A 16,919-nucleotide genomic window follows, 5' to 3' on the forward strand; every position below is an offset into this window, starting at 1 on the left:
GGTCCGATGTCAGCGATTGCACCTGGCCGCTCGACAGGCCGGCCACCTGGTTGCTGCCGAGCGCCGACAGGGCGGCGGAGTCCAAGGCCGACAGCTGGTCCGTGCTGAGCGCCGCCACCTGGCTGGAGGTCAGGACGCGCACGTCGGCGGTGGAGAGCGCGTTCAGCTGGTCGGATGTCAGTGCCCGCAGCTGCGCCGTTGACAGGCGTGTCACCTGGGCCGTGGTCAGCGCCGCGGTGTTGTCGGTGCTGAGCGTCGACAGCTGGTCGGTTGTGAGCGTCGAAACCTGGGCGGAGGTCAGGGCGCGGATGTCTGCGGTGGAGAAGGCCGCCAGCTGGTCGGTGGTCAGGGCGGTGAGCAGGCTGGCTGACAGGCTGGCCACCTGCGCGGTGGTCAGGGCGGCGACCGTGTCGGTGCTGAGCGCGGACAGCTGGTCGGTTGTCAGCGCCGCGATCTGGGTGGAGTTCAGGACCCGCACGTCGGCGGTGTTCAGCGCGTTCAGCTGGTCGGTTGCCAGCGCCCGCACCTGGGCCGTGGACAGCTTGGAGACCTGCAGCGTGGACAGGCCGGCTACCTGGTCCGTGGTCAGCGACCCCACCTGTGCGGTGCCCAGGCCGGCCAGCTGCACGGTGGTCAGTGCCGCGAGGTTGCCGGTGGTGAGCGTGGACAGCTGATCGGTGGTGAGGACGGACAGCTGAGCGGAACTGAACTCCCGTATGTCGGCCGTCGTCAGTGTGTTCAGCTGGTCCGATGTCAAGGAGCGTACCTGGCCGGCGGACAGTCCGGCGACCTGGGCGCTGGTCAGCGCCGACAGGTTGTCCGACGCCAGGGCCGACAGCTGGTCCGTCGTCAACGTGGATATCTGCGCCGCGGTGAATTCCCGCATGTCGGCCGTCGTCAGCGCGTTCAGCTGATCCGACGTCAGGGATCGCAGCTGGCCGCTGGACAGGCTGGTGATCTGGGCGCTGGTGAAGGCCGAAAGGGCGTCGGTGCCGAGCGTCGAGATCTGGTCCGTCGTCAGCGCTACGATCTGGGCCGTGCCCAGCGCGCGGGCGTCAGCGGTGCTGAATGCGCCCAGCTGGTCGCTGTTGAGCGCGCGCAGCTGGGTGGAGGAGAGGCGCGTCACCTGCGCCGTGGTCAACGCCGCCACGGTGTCGGTGGACAGGTTGGACAGCTGTCCGGTGGTCAGCACCGCCACCTGGGCGGAGGTCAGCGCCCGCACGTCGGCGCTGGAGAAAGCGTTGAGCTGGTCGGTGGTCAGCGCTCGCACCTGGGTGGTGGACAGGCTGGCCACCTGCGCCGTGCCCAGCCCGCCGATCTGATCGGTGGCCAGCGCCCCAACCTGGCCAGAAGTCAGGCCAATCAGCTGCGCCGTCGTCAGGGCCGCCAGGTTGGCGGTGCCCAGCGTCGATATCTGGTCGGTGGTGAAGGTCGCCAGCTGGGCCGAGGTGAACTCCCTCATGTCGGCGGTCGTCAGCGCGTTCAGCTGATCGCTGGTCAGCGATTGCAGCTGAGCGCCGGACAGACGGTTCACCTGGGTGCTGTTGAGGGCCGACAGGCCGGTGGTGCCCAGGGTGGACACCTGATCCGTGGTCAGCGCGAAAATCTGGGCGGTGGTCAGCGCGCGGATGCCGGCGGTGCTCAGGGCGTTCAGCTGATCACTGCTCAGGGCCCGCACCTGGGCGCTGGACAGGGCCGCCACCTGGGCGGTGCTCAATGCCGCCAGGGCGTCGGTGTCCAGGGCGGCGGCCTGGTCGGTGGTCAGCGCCGCTGTCAGGGTTGTGGCCAGGACCCGGAGGTCGGCCGTGGTCAGGGCGTTCAGCTGATCGCTACTCAGAACCCTCACCTGGGCGGAGGTGAGGCCCAAGACCTGGGCGGTGGATAGGCCGGCCACCTGGTCGGTGGTCAGCGATCCTATCTGGCCGGCCGTCAGGTTGTTCAGTTGCGCCGACGTCAGGGCCGCCAAGTTGGCGGTGCTGAGCGTCGACACCTGGTCGGTGGTCAGCGCCCGCACCTGGGCGGAGGTCAGGGCCTGGGCATCCGCCGTGCTGAAGGCGTTCAACTGGTCGCTGTTAAGCACCCTCAGCTGGGCGGTGGTCAGGCGGGCCACCTGGGCGCTGGACAGGGCGGCGACGTTCAGGGTGGTGAGGTTTGACAGCTGGCCCGTGCTCAGCACCGCCAGCTGCGCCGTGGTCAGCGCCGCCATGTCGGCCGTGGTGAAGGCGTTCAGCTGATCGCTGGTCAGGCCCTTCACCTGGGCCGTGCTGAACCCCGCCACCTGCAGGGTGGTCAAACCAGCCATCTGGTCGGTGGTCAGCGCGCCCAGCTGGTCGGAGGTGAAGCCGTTCAGCTGGGTGGTGGTGAAGCCGGCGATGGCGCTGCCGCTGAGTGCCGACAGCTGGTCGGTGGTCAGGGCCCGTAGTTGGGCGGAACTCAGCGCCCTGACGTCGGCGGAGGGCAGGGCGCCCAGCTGGTCGGTGGTCAGCTGGCGGATCTGGGCGGTCGTCAGCTGGCCCGCCTGCTGGGACGTCAGGGCGGCCACGCTTGCCGTCGCCAGATTGGCGATCTGACTGGTGGTCAGCGCCGCGATCTGCGCGGTGGTCAAGGCCCGCACGTCGGCCGTGGACAGGGCGTTCAGCTGGTCGCTGCTCAGGGCCCGGATCTGGCCGCTGGTCAACAGCGCCACCTGGCTGGTGGACAGGGCCGCCAGGCTGCCCGTCTCCAGCGCGGACACCTGGGTCGAGGTCAGGGCGACGATCTGGCCCGCAGTCAGGCTGCGCACATCGGCGGTGGACAGGGCGTTCAGCTGGTCGCTGCTCAAGGCCCGCAGCTGGGATGAGGTCAGCTGTGTGGTCTGGGCGGTGGTCAGCGCCGCGACGTTGTCCGTATCCAGCGCCTTGATCTGGGCGGTGGTCAGCGCCGACAGCTGCCCTTGCGACAGCGCGCGCAGCTGTGTGGTGGTCAGCGCCCCGATCTGCTGGGTGGACAGCTGGGCGACCTGCGCCGTGCTGAGGGCGGATAGGCTGGCCGTGGCCAGGCCGGCGATCTGGTCGCTGGTCAGCGCCGTCAGTTGCCCCACGGTGAAAAGCTTGAAGTCGGCGGTGGACAGCGCGTTCACCTGGGCCGTGTCCAGCGCGCGGACCTGCGCCGCCGTCAACGACGCCGACTGGTTCGTGGTCAGCGCCGATATTTCCGCCGTGGTGAGCGCGCCCAGCTGATCCGTCGTCAGCGCGGAGATCTGGTTGGTGGCCAGTTCTTGCACATCGGCGGTGGTCAGCCCGGCCAGCTGCGTGTCGGTCAACGACCGGACCTGGGCGGTGGTCAGCTTCACCACCTGGGCGGCGCCCAGCGCCGACAGGTTGGCGGTGCTGAGGGTCGATACCTGGTCGGTTGTCAGGCTGATCAGCTGGGCGGTTGTCAGGGCCCGGAAGTCGGCGGTGGACAGGGCGCCCAGCTGATCGCTGTCCAGGGTGCGCACCTGTGCCGGCGTCAGCGCGACAACCTGGGCGGTCGTCAGCCCCGCGACCTGCCCCGTGGTCAGCACATTCACCTGGGCGGTGGTCAGCGCCGCGACCTGGGTGCCGCTGAGCGCCGACAGGTTGCGGGTGCTCAACCCCACGACCTGATCCGTGGTCAAGGCGGCCAGCTGCAGGTTGGTGAACTCCCGCATGTCGGCGGTGGTCAGGGCGTTCAGCTGGTCGGTGGTCAGCGCCCGCACCTGGGAGGTGGACAGGCCGATCACCTGGCTGCTGCTGAGCGCGGAGAGGCTGCCGGTGTTGAGCGCGGACAGCTGGTCCGCGGTCAGGCCGCCCAGCTGGGCGGAGGTGAACGCCTGCACCTGGGCCGTGGACAGGGCGTTCAGCTGGGTGGTGGTGAAATAGCCCAGCTGCGCCCGGCTGAACTCCCGCATGTCGGCGGTGGTCAGGGCTGTCAGCTGGCTGGTGGTGAGGGAATCGATCTGGTCGGCGGTCAGCGCCTGAACCTGGTTGGACTTCAGGGCCTCAAGGTCGGCGGTGGTGAAGGCGGCGATGTCGGTGTCGCTGAACGCCTGTAACTGCTGGGCGCTGAAAACCATCTGGCTGACCGTGAAGGCCGCCACTTGCTCGGTGGAAAGGACGCTGATCTGTGCGGTGGTAAGGGCAGCGACGTCCTGAGTGGTCAGGGCTTGAATATTCGCCGTCGTATAAGCCGCAATCTGCGATGGGCTTAAAGAACCAATAGACGAAGCCATCACCCTCTCCGATCACATCTCTTTTGAGATGCTTCACACTCGGCAGAACTGCGCCTCTTTTAGGCGGACCCGCAGCCACGCGGGTATTGGGTCTTCCGACGCCCCCCTTCTGGGACCGGCGGAAGTACTTTCATCCCCGGCGCGGCGCCCCCGTTCAGGGTACGCCGATATACAGGGGTGCCTGAGTAAAAATCCGACGCGCTGCATACCCAGCCCGGACACCACGCCACTTTAATTTGGATAAAAACTAACCACAAGGTGAGTTTCAGAGACGACGGCCAAGAACAGGAGCCTCGCCACTTGCCTGTGATGCGGCCCGCCCGCGTCCCCTGCGGAGTCACGTCTGGTTAATGCTGGGGCTTGGGAGGATTCGGGAATGTTCCAAAACCTGTTGATTTGGCGTTGTTTTCCACAAGCCCTGGTCATGCCCCCCGTTATCATATCGGACTGGGGGCTCTGAGCCAGCGGGGGTACCCTCGTGGGCGAGACCGTATACACATGGTTGAAGCGAGACGCGGTGTCGGATATTTCCATCACGAGCAGATGAGATGTCGGACACGACAAGAAACGGGAAAAAAAGGGGCGGCAGATGCGGTGGTTCTCCAACCGAACAATCAATCAACGGCTTTGGGTTTTAGTGGGCGTCGCCATCCTGGCGGCGTTGATCTACATATGTATTGGCGTCGTGCAGCAGCGGGGGCAGCTGTTCGACAACCGCCGTGAAATGGCGCGCGACGCGGTGGGGGCCGCCCAGAGCATCGTCGAAGCCTATATCGGGAAGGAAAAACAGGGCCTTATGCCGAAGGCGGAGGCTCAGGCCGCCGCGTTGGCCGCCCTAAAGGCCGTACGCTTCGCTGGCGAATATGTCTTCGTCAACGACACCAAAGGCGTCCTGGTCATGCACCCGACCCAGCCGAATCTCGACGGCAAGGACATGACGGACTTCAAGGATCCCGGTGGGATCCACATGTTCCGCGATTTCGTCGCCATGGCGACCGGGCCGGAGGGGCATGGCTTCGTGCCTTACAAATGGCCGCGCCCGGGGCAGACCGAGCCGGTGGACAAGCTGTCCTATGTCACCCTGGTGCCGGCCTGGGGCTGGGTGCTGGGCTCCGGCGTCTACATGGACGACGTGCAGGCCCAAGGCCGCGCCTTGATCCTGGCCGGTGTGGTGGAGGCGGTGCTGGCCCTGTTGATCGTGGGCTCGCTATCTTTCGTCATCGCCCGCAGCCTGTCCCGGGGCCTGGGCCGCATGACCGGGGTCATGCGCCGCATGGCCGACGGCGACCTGGCGGTGGCCATCGAGGGCACCGGCGCCCCCAACGAACTGGGGGAGATGGCGCGCGCGCTGGAGATATTCCGCGACCATGCCCTGACTGCCCGACGGTTGGAGGCGGAACGGCAAGCGGCCCAGGAGGCGCAGCATCGCCGGCATGAGGCGCTGGAGGTGCTGGTGCGCGACTTCAAGACCATGATGGCCGGCAAGCTGCGGGCCGTGGCCGCCGCCTCGACGGAGCTGGAGGCCACCTCCGGCGGCCTGCGCGAACAGGCGGAGATCACCAGTGGCCTGGCGGTGACGGTGGCGACCGGTGCCACGGCCGCCAATCAGAATGCCCAGACCGTCGCGGCCGCGACGGAGGAGCTGACGGTTTCCAGCGCCGAGATTGGCCGCCAGGTGGAGTTCACCGCGGCCACCACCGCCCGCGCGGTGGAGGAGGCGCGCAAGGCGAGCACCGTGATGGCGGAACTGTCGGACGTGGCGGCCGGTGTCCAGACGGTGGTGCAGCTGATCAACGACATCGCTGGCCAGACCAACCTGCTGGCGCTGAACGCCACCATCGAGGCGGCGCGGGCGGGGGAGGCCGGCAAGGGCTTCGCCGTCGTGGCGCACGAGGTGAAGTCGCTGGCCGGCCAGACGGCCAAGGCCACTGGCGACATCGCCAGCCGTGCCACCGCGGTGCAGTCGGCGGCCGCCGACGCGGTGTCGATCATCACCTACATCACCGATGTCATCGAGCAGATGGGCGGCAACTCCGCCACCATCGCCTCGGCCGTGACCCAGCAGGGGGCGGCCACCACCGAGATCAGCCGCAACGTGCAGGAGGCGGCGGCCCGCACGGCGGAAGTGGCGGGCAACATGCACACGGTGGAGGAAAGCGCCGTCTTCACCCTCAGCGCTTCCAGCCAGCTGCACGCGGCGGCGGGCGAGCTGTCCGTTCAGGCGGAGCAGCTGCAGACGGAGGTGGAGGAGTTCCTGGCGGCGATGGAGCACGCCGGGGACCGCCGGAAGTTCGAGCGCATTCCGGCCGACCTGCCCATCACCGTGCAGTGCATGGCCGGCGGCAAGGCCGGGCCGGTTTATGAGGGCCGCACCATCGACCTGTCGGCGGCCGGGTTGTCCGCGCGCGTGGGCCGCATGGCCAACAAGCCAGGCGACGATCTGCTGGTTGGCGGCCTGGGCGATCACGCCATCCCGGGCCGCGTGGCCAGCATCAGTGAAGGCGTCGTCCGCATCCAGTTCCGTATGGACGGGGACAGCATGGCCATGATGGAGCAGGCGCTGAAGAAGGCGGGTGTGACGCTTTGACGACACGTCGATCTTAAGGGGCGGACAATAACGCATGGCTGAGGGGACGAGGTGTCCTTGGCCATGCGTTCCCCTTGGTTGCAGTATCGGCCGCGATTGACCATGTGGCGCTTGACCACCCTTCGTTGCCCCACCCGCTTTTTTGGAGAACGCATCCCATGTCCACCGCCCTGCGCGTCGCCATCCTCGGTGCTTCCGGCTATACCGGCGCCGAACTGGTCCGCCTGCTGGTCCGTCACCCCGACGTCCGCCTGGTGGCCCTGACGGCGGAGCGACAGGCCGGCAAGCCCCTGGCCGAGGTCTTCCCCCACCTGGGCGGATATGACCTGCCGGACCTGGTGAAGATCGACCAGGTGGATTGGGATGGCGTGGATTTCGTCTTTTGCGCCCTGCCGCACGGCACGACGCAGGAGGTCATCGCCGCCTTGCCGCCGCGGCTGAAGGTGGTGGATCTGTCCGCCGATTTCCGCCTGCACGACGTGGAAACCTACGCCACCTGGTACGGCCACGCCCACAAGGCGCCGGAGCTGCAGGCCGAGGCCGTGTATGGCCTGGTCGAGGCGAACCGGGCGGCGGTGAAGGCCGCCCGCCTGGTGGCCAACCCCGGCTGCTACCCCACCGCCTCGCAACTGCCGCTTCTGCCGCTGTTGCGCCAGGGGCTGGTTCTGGCCGACGACATCATCATCGATGCCAAGTCGGGTGTGTCCGGGGCCGGCCGCGACGCCAAGCAGGCCAACCTGTATGGCGAGGTGGCGGAGGGCGTGCATGCCTACGGCGTCGCCGGCCATCGCCACGCGCCGGAGATCGAGCAGGGCGTCAGTGAGGCCGCCGGCAAGCCGGTGGTGCTGAACTTCACCCCCCACCTGATGCCCATGAGCCGCGGGATCCATGCCAGCATCTATGTGAAGCTGGCGCCGGGCAAGACGGCCGATGACCTGCGCGCCGCCCTGGTGGACGCCTACAAGGGTGAGACCTTCGTGCGCGTGCTGCCCGCCGGCGTGGCGCCGCAGACCCGCCACGTGAAGGGCAGCAACCATTGCCTGATCGGTGTCTTCCCCGACCGTGTGCCGGGCCGCGCCATCCTGCTGTCGGTCATCGACAACCTGGTGAAGGGCGCCTCGGGCCAGGCCATCCAGAACATGAACCTGATGATGGGCTATCCCGAGGATCGCGGCCTGGAACAGGCGCCGCTATTCCCGTGATAGGGTTCCCGTGATTGGGAAACCGCCTTGTGTATGGGGCCCGGGTGTTAAGCGCGGGCCTCTTTTCCTTGCGCAACACGAAGACCATCATGCGTCGCATGATGGTTAGGATGCGACTGCGTCCGCCGGAGATTTCCGGGGAGCGTAGCGGACCGGAAATTGAGGAAGCCAAGGCCACGGATGTGGCCGCCCGGCGCATGAGGGAGAAAAAATGACCAACGTCAGCGAGGCCCTCACGACCGTGCGGCCCACGGTGCTGCCCTACAAGGGCGTGCTGCCCCGCATCCATGCCAGCGCCTTCCTGGCCAACGCGATCGTCATCGGCGACGTGGAGATCGGGGAGGAGGCCAGCCTCTGGTACAACGTGGTCGTGCGCGGCGACGTGAACCAGATCCGCATCGGCCGCCGGACCAACATCCAGGACGGCACCACCGTCCACTGCACCCACCAGCGCTTCGCCACCGTGATCGGCGACAACGTGACGGTGGGCCACATGGCCTTGCTGCACGGCTGCGTCATCGAGGACGGCGCCTTCATCGGCATGAAGGCCTGTGTCATGGACGGCGCCGTGGTCGAGGCGGGCGCCATGGTGGCCGCCGGCGCCCTGGTGACCCCCGGCAAGCGGGTCAAGGCAGGCGAATTGTGGGGTGGTAGCCCGGCGCGTCTCCTGCGCCCCCTCACGGAGCAGGACAAGGCCACGCTGCCCCTGACCGCGCCGCATTATGTCCGTCTTTCCCGGCAGTACCTCGGCGAGATTGGCTGAGCTAGGATGGGTTGCCGGATGGGCTGATTTGAGTCATGGTCAGGCGGGTCGCGCGGCGCATAATGGGAGGCGCGTTGACCATTTCGCGTGGGGACTCGGCCCTGGAATGGGTGATCTATAAGCCGTTTGGGTGTCGCCCGCGCATGATATGTGACCTGGTGGAGGATGCTCCATGACCAAGCCGTCACTGCGGACCGATCATACCCTACGCCGCTTTCATGCGACTGCCGCGTGGCAGGGGCGCTTGCGGGCCAAGCCGGGACGGCCACCCCGCCTGTCGGCCATGGAGGCCAGCGAGCAGGCCTTCCGTGCCGCCAGCGCGCTGGCGCTGGCGGAGGCGGTTTTTGGCGATCGCGGCAAGGCGCTGGCCTGGCTGCGCGCCGCCGGCCCCTCCCTGCTTGCCCATCCCTGCTTGAGGGCCAGAGATGGCGTCAGGTCACGATAACGCTCCGGCGTATCGGATGATGCTCTGATTCTGGACGCTTTCGGCCAGTTCATCCGCACGGGACAAAAGCTGCCGAAGCAGGCGGGATGGATTCGCCTGGTTGTATCCCAGGGTGAGGTCGACGGTCGGGGGCGTGCCCTCCAGCGCCCTGGCCACGACGTTGGGTGTCAGCATGTTTTGCGCATAGAGCGGCACCAGCGTGACGCCGCCCGTGGACGCGACCAGCGACATTGCCGACGATATGTTCTCCCCCTCGTACTTCGCCTTGAGCGTGATCCCGACCTTCGTCGCGTAATCCTGGATCACCGATTGCAGGACCGGGGAGGTTCTGGCCGAGCTGACATAAGTTTCGCCGGCCAGTTCCCGCGGTTCGATCTTTTTGCGGGAAGCCAGGCGATGTCCCGCTGGCAGCACGACGATCACCGGCTCTTTCGCCAGCAGTTTGAAGGATAGGCCCACGCTCTGGACCTCGGGGCGAAGGAAGGCGACGTCCAACCTGCCGCGCATCAGGGCCACGGCAAGTTCCGGGGAAGAGAGACTGCTCAGGGTGATTTCGACGTCCGGCGCCTCCTCGCGGATGATGCGCAGCAAGTGGGGAAGCCACGTGACCTCAAGCCCCACCATGAACCCGAGGGTGAGCGCGGGTCTTTCCGGCTGCGCCATCCGGCGGGCGGCATCGGTCGCCGCCTCGACCTGCAGAAGCGCCAGCCGCGCATGATCGAGAAAGACGCGCCCCGCGGGGGTCAGTGTCACGCCGCGTGCCTGCCGCTCCAGCAACGTCACGCCGACTTCCGCTTCCAGGTCGCGAATTTGCCGGCTCAGGGATGGCTGGGAGGTGTGCAGCCGCCGCTGGGCGGCGGATAGCAGCCCGCCTTCTTCCGCAACGGCGACGAAATAACGGAGATGCCGTAGTTCCATCGAACCCCTCCTCCCTATGCCTTTAAAGCATAGGTTGAACGTACAAGGTCTTTGTCACCGGCAGAAGGGGAACTTACGCTCGCCCCGAAGTCAGAACTCACACAGTGATTGAGACGGAGCGACTTGATGCCGACCATTACCACCCCGGACGATGTGAACATCTTCTACAAGGATTGGGGCTCGGGCCAGCCGATCGTTTTCAGCCACGGCTGGCCGCTTACGGCGGACGATTGGGACGCCCAGATGACCTTCTTCCTGCGCCACGGCTACCGGGTGATCGCCCACGACCGGCGCGGCCATGGCCGATCCGACCAGCCTGGCACCGGCAACGACATGGACCATTGGGTTGCCGACCTCGCGGCCCTGACCGAGCACCTCGACCTGCGCGACGCGATCCACATCGGGCACTCGACCGGTGGGGGCGAGGTGGCCCGCTATGTCGCCCGCCACCAGGAGCGCGTCGCGAAGGCGGTATTGGTCGCTTCCCTGACGCCGAACATGTACCGGAGCGAGGACAACCCGTCCGGCCAGCCGCCGGAGTGGTTCGAAGCGATCCGCGCGGGTGTGCTGGGCAACCGGTCGCAGTTCTACCGGTTCGTCCCCGAGAACCCGTTCTACGGTTACAACCTCGACGGGGCCGAGCCTTCGGAGGCGATCATCGCCAACTGGTGGCGCCAGGGTATGGCCGGTGGTGCCCTGGCTCACCACGCGACTGTCGATACCTGGCTGGAGGACTATACCGAAGACCTCAGGAAGATCACCGTGCCAGTGCTGGTGATGCATGGCGAGGCGGACCAGGTCGTCCCCTTCGCGAGTTCCGTGCCGCGCGCGGTCGATCTGCTCAAGAACGGGTCGCTGAAGACCTACCCGGGCTACCCCCATGGCATGCTGACCACCCACGCGGATGTCCTCAACCCCGACCTGCTCTCATTCATCAGGTCTTGACGGCATCGGCCGCGCTTCAAAAGGGCTGAGGAAGGCTGCTGGCTTCCCGGCCCTTGCCGGTGTGAAGGGGCCAATGACGTCAAGGACCCTTCCACCGGCGCGGCGCGTCTGGGGTGGCCCCGCCTCAGCCCAGGTCGAAACGGGTGATGGCGGCGGCGATGTCGTCACCGAAGCTGGGGCCCAGCCGCACGGTCGCGACATCGTCCGGCACGCCCTTCAGGCTGGCGGCATCCAGGCTGGTTAGCAGGGCCATGGGCACGCCCTCGGTCAGGGAGATGGCCTTCAGCGCGCGGATCAAATCCACCCCGCCCAGGCCGTCCATGACGGCCGACGCGATGATCATGTCTGGCGGCAAGCGCACGGCCACGGACAGCGCTTCGATGGGATCGGCCAACGTGTTGATCTTGAAGCCGCAGGCCGCCAGTTCCGCCGCCACCCGGCGGGCCACGATCTTGTTGGGGCTGACCAGCATGATGTCGACGTCGTGGACCTCCACGTCCGCGATATCGAACTCATAGCGCGACGGCAGGGCGCGGATGACGGCGTTGGTCGCGGCCAAGTCCGGCGTGTCGTCACGGTCCGCCGCTTCCGCGATGCGGTCGGCGAAGGTGTGAAGGTCGACGATCTGGCTTTCCGTCAGGTCCTTCAGGCTGTTCAGGTAAGCCTCAAGACGCTGGGCGATCAGGCTGACCAGCGGGAAACCGAAGGAGGTGCCGGAACCACGCAGGCTGTGGGCATCGCGGCGGACGGCCAGCAGGCCATCGGTCGTGGCCATGCGGCCCAGAGAGACGGCTTTCAGCGTCTCATACAAGGCCCCCAGCCGGTCATGGACGTCGTCACGGAATTCGACCTTGAGCTGTTCCACAAGATCGTCGAAATCAGTCTGCTCAACCATGGCGTCCCTCAAGCTCCACCCCGGGATCTAGCCCGCTGGCGGGCCGGAGCGCAAGACGGGGACCGTTCTGGCGCACCGGTGCATTGGTATCGGTTGAATGAAAAAGGCCGCCCCGGCGGGCGGCCTTTTGTCGGAAAGGGCCGTCAGGCGGCCTTGCGCAGTTCCAGCCGGCTCCACACGTCCAGCAAGGCATCCACCAGGCGGGCCATATGGTCGTCGCCATGGAAGGGCGTGGGCGTGATGCGCAGCCGTTCCGTGCCGCGGGGCACGGTGGGGTAGTTGATGGGCTGGACATAGATGTCATGCTTGGTCAGCAGGTCGTCGCTGGCCTGCTTGCACAGGCGCGGATCACCCACCAGCACCGGCACGATATGACTGACCGACGGCATGACCGGCAGGCCGGCCTGCGACAGCAGGCGCTTCAGCGTCGCCGCGCGCTCCTGATGCAGCGCGCGCAGCTCATCATGCTCCTTCAGGTAGCGGACGGAGGCGGCGGCGCCGGCGGCTATGACCGGAGCGATGGAGGTGGTGAAGATGAAGCTGGAAGCGAAGCTCCGCACGCAATCGACGAGGGCGGCGGAACCGGTGATGTAGCCGCCCATCAGGCCGAAGGCTTTACCCAGCGTGCCTTCGATGACCGTCAGCCGGTCCAGCACGCCGTCACGTTCCGCCACGCCGGCGCCGCGCGGGCCGTACATGCCGACCGCGTGGACCTCATCCAGATAGGTCATGGCGCCGTGCTTGTCGGCCACGTCGCAGATTTCGGCGATGGGGGCGATGTCGCCATCCATGGAATAGACGCTCTCGAACGCCACCAGCTTGGGGCGGTCGGCCGGATAGCGGCTCAGCATCTGGTCCAGGTGCTCAGGATCGTTGTGGCGGAAGATATGCTTTTCCGCGCCGCTGTGCCGGATGCCCTCGATCATCGAGGCATGGTTCAGCGCGTCGGAGAAGACGACGCAATTGGGCAGCAGCTTGGGCAGCGTCGACAGCGACGCCTCATTGGAGATGTAGCCCGAGGTGAACAGCAGGGCCGCTTCCTTGCGGTGCAGGTCCGCCAGCTCCCGTTCCAGCAGCACGTGGTAGTGGTTGGTGCCGGAGATGTTGCGGGTGCCGCCGGCGCCGGCGCCGGACTTGGCCAGCGCCTCGCGCATGGCGTCCAGCACGACCGGGTTCTGCCCCTGGCCCAGATAGTCGTTGCTGCACCACACGGTCACGTCGCGCGGCGGCTCGTCCGGGGAGGGGTAGTAGGACGCGGTCGGAAACTCGCCCACGCGGCGTTCCAGATCGGCGAAAATGCGGTAGCGGCCCTCGCGACGAAGGCCATCGATCTGGGAGCGGAAAAAGGCTTCGTAATCCATCTGTCCGATGGCTCCTTCGTGGAGCGGTCCTCTAGTCCATAGAAGACCGGCGGCAAGCTACCGGTCGATACGCAACCACCACCGACCATGGGCTCAGCTGTCATAGTGGGCAGCCAAGCCCCCGCTGGCAAGTGCCGGCAGGCCGCGACCGAGCGAATGCACCTTGCCAGTGGACCGGGGCCATCAGCTTTGATGTTGATCAATTCGGCGGGCAAATGGACCTTAACCCCGAAACCCCGGGGTGAAAAGCCCGGATGCGCTGGACAAAATGCCCAAGCGGCCATTCTTTGGTCGAATGGCGGTCGCTTTCGCCAGCGGCACCGCGCGCAACGAAATTCCTCAAGGGGCGGGATGGCCGGCAATCAATAGGCGCAGGCCGTGCCGCTGGCATGCGCGTCCAGCGTCTCCGCCAGGCGCTGCGCCGCCTTCAGGATCAGGGGTGGCGAGAAGGCGGCGTAGCCCAAGACAAGGCCCTGGGTGCCGGTCCTGTGGCCCCCCAGGGCGCCGCCGGGGGGGGCGTGGAAGCTGCTGAGCGGCGTCACGTCGATGGAGCGCGCGCGGGCGGCATGGCGCAGGGCCATGTCGGGCGACAGGCCCGGGGCGGCCTTCCAGGTCAGTCCGTCGGTCAGGCGGGCGGCCATCTGCAGCCCGGCCGCGGCCGGCGTCAGCGTCAGGGCGCCGGCCCACAGGCGGCGGGCGGCGTCCATCAGGGTTTCGCGCCGTTCCTGATAGGTCAGGCGGGCGCGCCGCAGGTGGGAGGCCAGGTGCCCTTCGTCGATGAACTCCGCCAGGGCGCTCTGTTCCACCACGGGGGCGTGCAGCTCGAACAGGGCGCGCAGGTCCAGGGCCCGGTCCAGCAGGTCCTCCGGCACCACCAGGTAGGCGATGCGCAGGCCGGGATAAAGGATGCGCTCGAACCCGCCGACATGCAGCACGCGGTTGCCGCGCGCGGCCGCGGCGGCGCGGTCCAGGCTCATCAGCGTGGCCGGCGGGCGGGTCTCGAAGGTGAAGCCGCCGTCGCCGTCATCCTCGATGACGCGGGCGTCCACGCGGGCGGCCCAATCCAGCAAGGCCTGTCGGCGTTCCAGGCTCATGACCGTGCCCAGCGGCATCTGGCAGTTGGCGGTGACCACGGCCAGGCGGGCGTCGGGCGCCAGCGCCTCGCCTTTGGCCGGGTCCAGGCCATCGGCGTCGGCCGGCACCGGCACCGGCACCATGCCCAGGCGACGCACCAGGGCGTGGGTCAGGGGGCAGCCGGGATCCTCCGTCCACACCCGGTCGCCGGGGCTGGCGGCCAGGCCCACCGCCAGGTCCAGCGCCGCGGCGCGGCCGGGCAGGATCAGGATCTGGTCGGGATGGCAGCGCAGGCCGCGGCTGGCCTCCAGGAAGCTGGCCAGCGCCACACGCAGCGGGCGCCAGCCGGGGGCGCTGTCCCGCTCCAGCGCGCGGGCCGACAGGCTGCGCCAGGAGCGGCTGAGCGCGCGGCGCCAGGCCTCGACGTCCAGCTGGTCGCCGGCGGCGATGCCGGGGCGGAAGGGCAGGGTGGGTGAGGGTAGGCCGCCTTCCGTCGGGGCGGGCCCCTGGGGGCGCGGCGCCGGGGCGCGGGCCTCGGCCGGGGCGTAGTCGGGGGGCAGGTTCTCCACCACGAAGGTGCCGGAGCCGACCCGGGATTCCAGGTAGCCTTCCGCCGTCAGGCGCTCGATGGCGGCCACGGCGGTGTTGCGCGACAGGCCCATGTCGCGGGCCAATGTGCGGGTGGAGGGCAGGCGCTCGCCTGGTGCCACCACGCCGGTGGCGATGGCATGGCGCAGGCGGTCGAACAGGCGCTGTTGCAGGGAGCCGCCTTCACCGCCGTCCGTCAGCGTGAGCAGGGGCCCGCGTCGGCTTTTCATGGGGCGTCTCCGAAGTGGGAGGCGGGAGGGGCCGGCGGACGGCTCAAGCGCGCGAGCCGTCCGCCGGGTGCGATCAGGGATGGCCACACGACCATCAGGCCATCCCGTTTCGAACCGGCGGCGGGGAAGGGGCGCCACCACCACCGGTCTCGCTGGGGGGCGGAGGGCCGCCAGGCGGCCTTCCGCGGAAGGGATGGGTTAGCGGTCCAGGACCTTGCCGCTGGTGGCGTCGACGTGGAAGGCCTTCACCGGGATGCCTTCGGCGGTGGACACGGTGACGTTGTAGTATTCGTCCTTGCGGGTGGCGCTGCCGACACGCAGGTTGGCCTTGTCATGCTCCTGCAGGTAGGCCTGCACGGCCTTGCGGGCGTCGGAGCTGCTGACCATGGCTTCGTCGGCGAAGGCCGGGGCGGCGGCACCGGCGAGAACGACGGCGGCGGTCATCAGGGCGGCGAAACGGTTCATGGTGGTTCTCCTCTGGGATGGTTGGCTTGGGGGGGGCCCGCCGGGGAGGGGCTTCCGCTTTCCGGGGGCGATCCTGTTGTTCGTTGACGATCCCATCTCACCATGTCCCTGTTTCGCCGTGATTTCGGACAAGGCGGCCGAATGAAACAGTGCGTAACCGCCCTTGCGGGTATTTACAGTGTCGTTACAACATCACCGTCGGACGCGACGGGGATTGCCGGTACAGTTGTCCATGCCCGGATCCGCTTGTTGGAAAGCCCTTGGCTGGGGTGGGGCCGGGCCCGCATAGGGACTTGAGATGTCTGAGAACATTCATCTGCTGGTGGTCGACGACGACCGGGAAATCCGCGATCTGCTGACCCGCTACCTGACGCGGCACGGCTATCGTGTCACCGCCGCCCGCGACGGGCAGGAGATGCGCAAGTTCCTGGCCGACCGGAACATCGACCTGATCGTGCTGGACCTGATGCTGCCGGGCGAGGATGGCCTGGCCCTCTGCCGCGCCATCCGCGCGGAATCCGGGCCGCCGGTGGTCATGCTGTCGGCCATGGGTGAGGACGCGGACCGCATTCTGGGCCTGGAGATCGGGGCCGATGACTACCTGCCCAAGCCGTTCAACCCCCGGGAGCTGGTGGCGCGCATCAAGGCGGTGCTGCGCCGGTCCCAGGGGGCGGCCGTGGGTGGCAGCCCGGCGGCGGGCGCCTTCAGCTTCGCCGGCTATATGCTGGACCCCGCCCAGCGGCGCCTGAGCGCCGCGTCGGGGGAGGAGATCGCGCTGACCGCTGGTGAGTATGAACTGCTTCTGGCCCTGGTGCAGCGGCCGCGCCGCGTGCTGTCGCGCGACGACCTGCTGGAAATCACCCGCGGACGCGCCGCCGGCCCCTTCGACCGGTCCATCGACGTGCAAATCAGCCGCCTGCGCCGCAAGATCGAGACCGACCCCGCCGACCCCGCCATCATCAAGACCGTGCGGTCCGGCGGCTATATCTTCTCCGCCGAGGTGGGCACGCCATGAGGGCCGTCACCGACCGCATGTCCTATTCCATCTTCGCCGTGCTGGTTGGCGGCATCCTGCTGAGCCAGGCCATCGCGCTGGGCCTTTACCGCACCGACCGGGCGGAAGCGGTGGCGGCGGCGCAGAGCGGGCAGCTGGCCGGATGCCTGGCCAGCATCGCTGGCGTGGTGGATCACCAGCCGGCCGACATCCGCGACAAG

General features: G+C 67.8%; 13 protein-coding genes and 1 pseudogene. 7 read left to right on the plus strand and 7 right to left on the minus strand.

The annotated features are described in order from the left end of the window. The coding region (locus I55_RS30545; protein WP_064742558.1) for a hypothetical protein at positions 1-4,099 on the minus strand (4,099 nt) is incomplete at its 3' end. Between the two features lie 18 nt (positions 4,100-4,117). After that, positions 4,118-4,231, minus strand: a pseudogene (locus tag I55_RS39615) (hypothetical protein); the annotation flags it as partial. 637 nt (positions 4,232-4,868) lie between these two features. Here I55_RS39615 and I55_RS30550 point away from each other — a divergent pair. The 4 genes from I55_RS30550 (at position 4,869) to I55_RS30570 (ending at position 9,228) form a co-directional block, all read left to right on the plus strand. Next, the gene (locus I55_RS30550; RefSeq protein WP_049974660.1) at positions 4,869-6,818 is read left to right on the plus strand and encodes a cache domain-containing protein; all 1,950 of its coding nucleotides are present in this window, start codon (positions 4,869-4,871) and stop codon (positions 6,816-6,818) included. 158 nt (positions 6,819-6,976) lie between these two features. Then, positions 6,977-8,020 (plus strand): N-acetyl-gamma-glutamyl-phosphate reductase, encoded by a 1,044-nt coding sequence (gene argC, locus I55_RS30555; RefSeq protein WP_044564500.1) that lies wholly within the window; start codon positions 6,977-6,979, stop codon positions 8,018-8,020. 211 nt (positions 8,021-8,231) lie between these two features. Continuing rightward, positions 8,232-8,783, plus strand: a complete 552-nt coding sequence (locus I55_RS30565) for a gamma carbonic anhydrase family protein (RefSeq protein WP_044564502.1) — start codon at positions 8,232-8,234, stop codon at positions 8,781-8,783. A 172-nt stretch (positions 8,784-8,955) separates the two neighbouring features. Next, entirely contained in the window at positions 8,956-9,228 is a 273-nt protein-coding gene (locus I55_RS30570) for a hypothetical protein (protein WP_044564503.1), read from the plus strand. On the opposite strand, the gene I55_RS30575 is transcribed toward I55_RS30570, so the two are convergent. Beyond that, positions 9,220-10,146 (minus strand): LysR family transcriptional regulator, encoded by a 927-nt coding sequence (locus I55_RS30575; RefSeq protein WP_044564504.1) that lies wholly within the window; start codon positions 10,144-10,146, stop codon positions 9,220-9,222. The two genes, I55_RS30570 and I55_RS30575, sit on opposite strands and share 9 nt — an antisense overlap. Before the next feature lie 126 nt (positions 10,147-10,272). Between I55_RS30575 and I55_RS30580 the strand changes: the two genes are divergently transcribed. Next, positions 10,273-11,091 carry an alpha/beta fold hydrolase gene (locus tag I55_RS30580; RefSeq protein WP_044564505.1) on the plus strand — a complete coding sequence of 273 codons (819 nt, stop codon included), beginning with the start codon at positions 10,273-10,275 and terminating at the stop codon, positions 11,089-11,091. 124 nt (positions 11,092-11,215) lie between these two features. Here the strand turns inward: I55_RS30580 and I55_RS30585 are convergent, their stop codons facing one another. From I55_RS30585 to I55_RS30600, 4 genes are all read right to left on the minus strand, one after another. Further along, a complete protein-coding gene (locus tag I55_RS30585) occupies positions 11,216-11,986 on the minus strand; it encodes an Hpt domain-containing protein (protein WP_044564506.1) in 771 nt (256 codons plus the stop codon). Between the two features lie 143 nt (positions 11,987-12,129). Then, entirely contained in the window at positions 12,130-13,347 is a 1,218-nt protein-coding gene (gene hemA / locus I55_RS30590) for a 5-aminolevulinate synthase (RefSeq protein ID WP_044564507.1), read from the minus strand. A gap of 362 nt (positions 13,348-13,709) precedes the next feature. Beyond that, positions 13,710-15,239 carry a PLP-dependent aminotransferase family protein gene (locus I55_RS30595; protein ID WP_044564508.1) on the minus strand — a complete coding sequence of 510 codons (1,530 nt, stop codon included), beginning with the start codon at positions 15,237-15,239 and terminating at the stop codon, positions 13,710-13,712. Between the two features lie 198 nt (positions 15,240-15,437). Next, positions 15,438-15,704 carry a PepSY domain-containing protein gene (locus tag I55_RS30600; RefSeq protein WP_044564509.1) on the minus strand — a complete coding sequence of 89 codons (267 nt, stop codon included), beginning with the start codon at positions 15,702-15,704 and terminating at the stop codon, positions 15,438-15,440. 298 nt (positions 15,705-16,002) lie between these two features. Here I55_RS30600 and I55_RS30605 point away from each other — a divergent pair, with 298 nt between their 5' ends. After that, positions 16,003-16,719 carry a response regulator gene (locus tag I55_RS30605; RefSeq protein ID WP_044564510.1) on the plus strand — a complete coding sequence of 239 codons (717 nt, stop codon included), beginning with the start codon at positions 16,003-16,005 and terminating at the stop codon, positions 16,717-16,719. Next, positions 16,716-16,919 (plus strand): hypothetical protein (locus I55_RS30610; protein ID WP_148294061.1); only part of this gene is annotated, 204 nt, incomplete at its 3' end. The genes I55_RS30605 and I55_RS30610, both read left to right, overlap by 4 nt.

The sequence above is a fragment of the Azospirillum sp. B4 genome (genome assembly GCF_000333275.1).
Taxonomy (GTDB): Bacteria; Pseudomonadota; Alphaproteobacteria; order Azospirillales; family Azospirillaceae; genus Nitrospirillum.

Excerpts from the sequence above, each read along its gene's own strand:
- hemA (WP_044564507.1), bottom strand. The coding sequence starts at position 13,347 with ATGGATTACGAAGCCTTTTTCCGCTCCCAGATCGATGGCCTTCGTCGC.
- I55_RS30605 (WP_044564510.1), top strand. The coding sequence starts at position 16,003 with ATGTCTGAGAACATTCATCTGCTGGTGGTCGACGACGACCGGGAAATC.
- I55_RS30595 (WP_044564508.1), bottom strand. The coding sequence starts at position 15,239 with ATGAAAAGCCGACGCGGGCCCCTGCTCACGCTGACGGACGGCGGTGAA.
- argC (WP_044564500.1), top strand. The coding sequence starts at position 6,977 with ATGTCCACCGCCCTGCGCGTCGCCATCCTCGGTGCTTCCGGCTATACC.
- I55_RS30565 (WP_044564502.1), top strand. The coding sequence starts at position 8,232 with ATGACCAACGTCAGCGAGGCCCTCACGACCGTGCGGCCCACGGTGCTG.
- I55_RS30575 (WP_044564504.1), bottom strand. The coding sequence starts at position 10,146 with ATGGAACTACGGCATCTCCGTTATTTCGTCGCCGTTGCGGAAGAAGGC.
- I55_RS30580 (WP_044564505.1), top strand. The coding sequence starts at position 10,273 with ATGCCGACCATTACCACCCCGGACGATGTGAACATCTTCTACAAGGAT.
- I55_RS30600 (WP_044564509.1), bottom strand. The coding sequence starts at position 15,704 with ATGAACCGTTTCGCCGCCCTGATGACCGCCGCCGTCGTTCTCGCCGGT.
- I55_RS30585 (WP_044564506.1), bottom strand. The coding sequence starts at position 11,986 with ATGGTTGAGCAGACTGATTTCGACGATCTTGTGGAACAGCTCAAGGTC.
- I55_RS30570 (WP_044564503.1), top strand. The coding sequence starts at position 8,956 with ATGACCAAGCCGTCACTGCGGACCGATCATACCCTACGCCGCTTTCAT.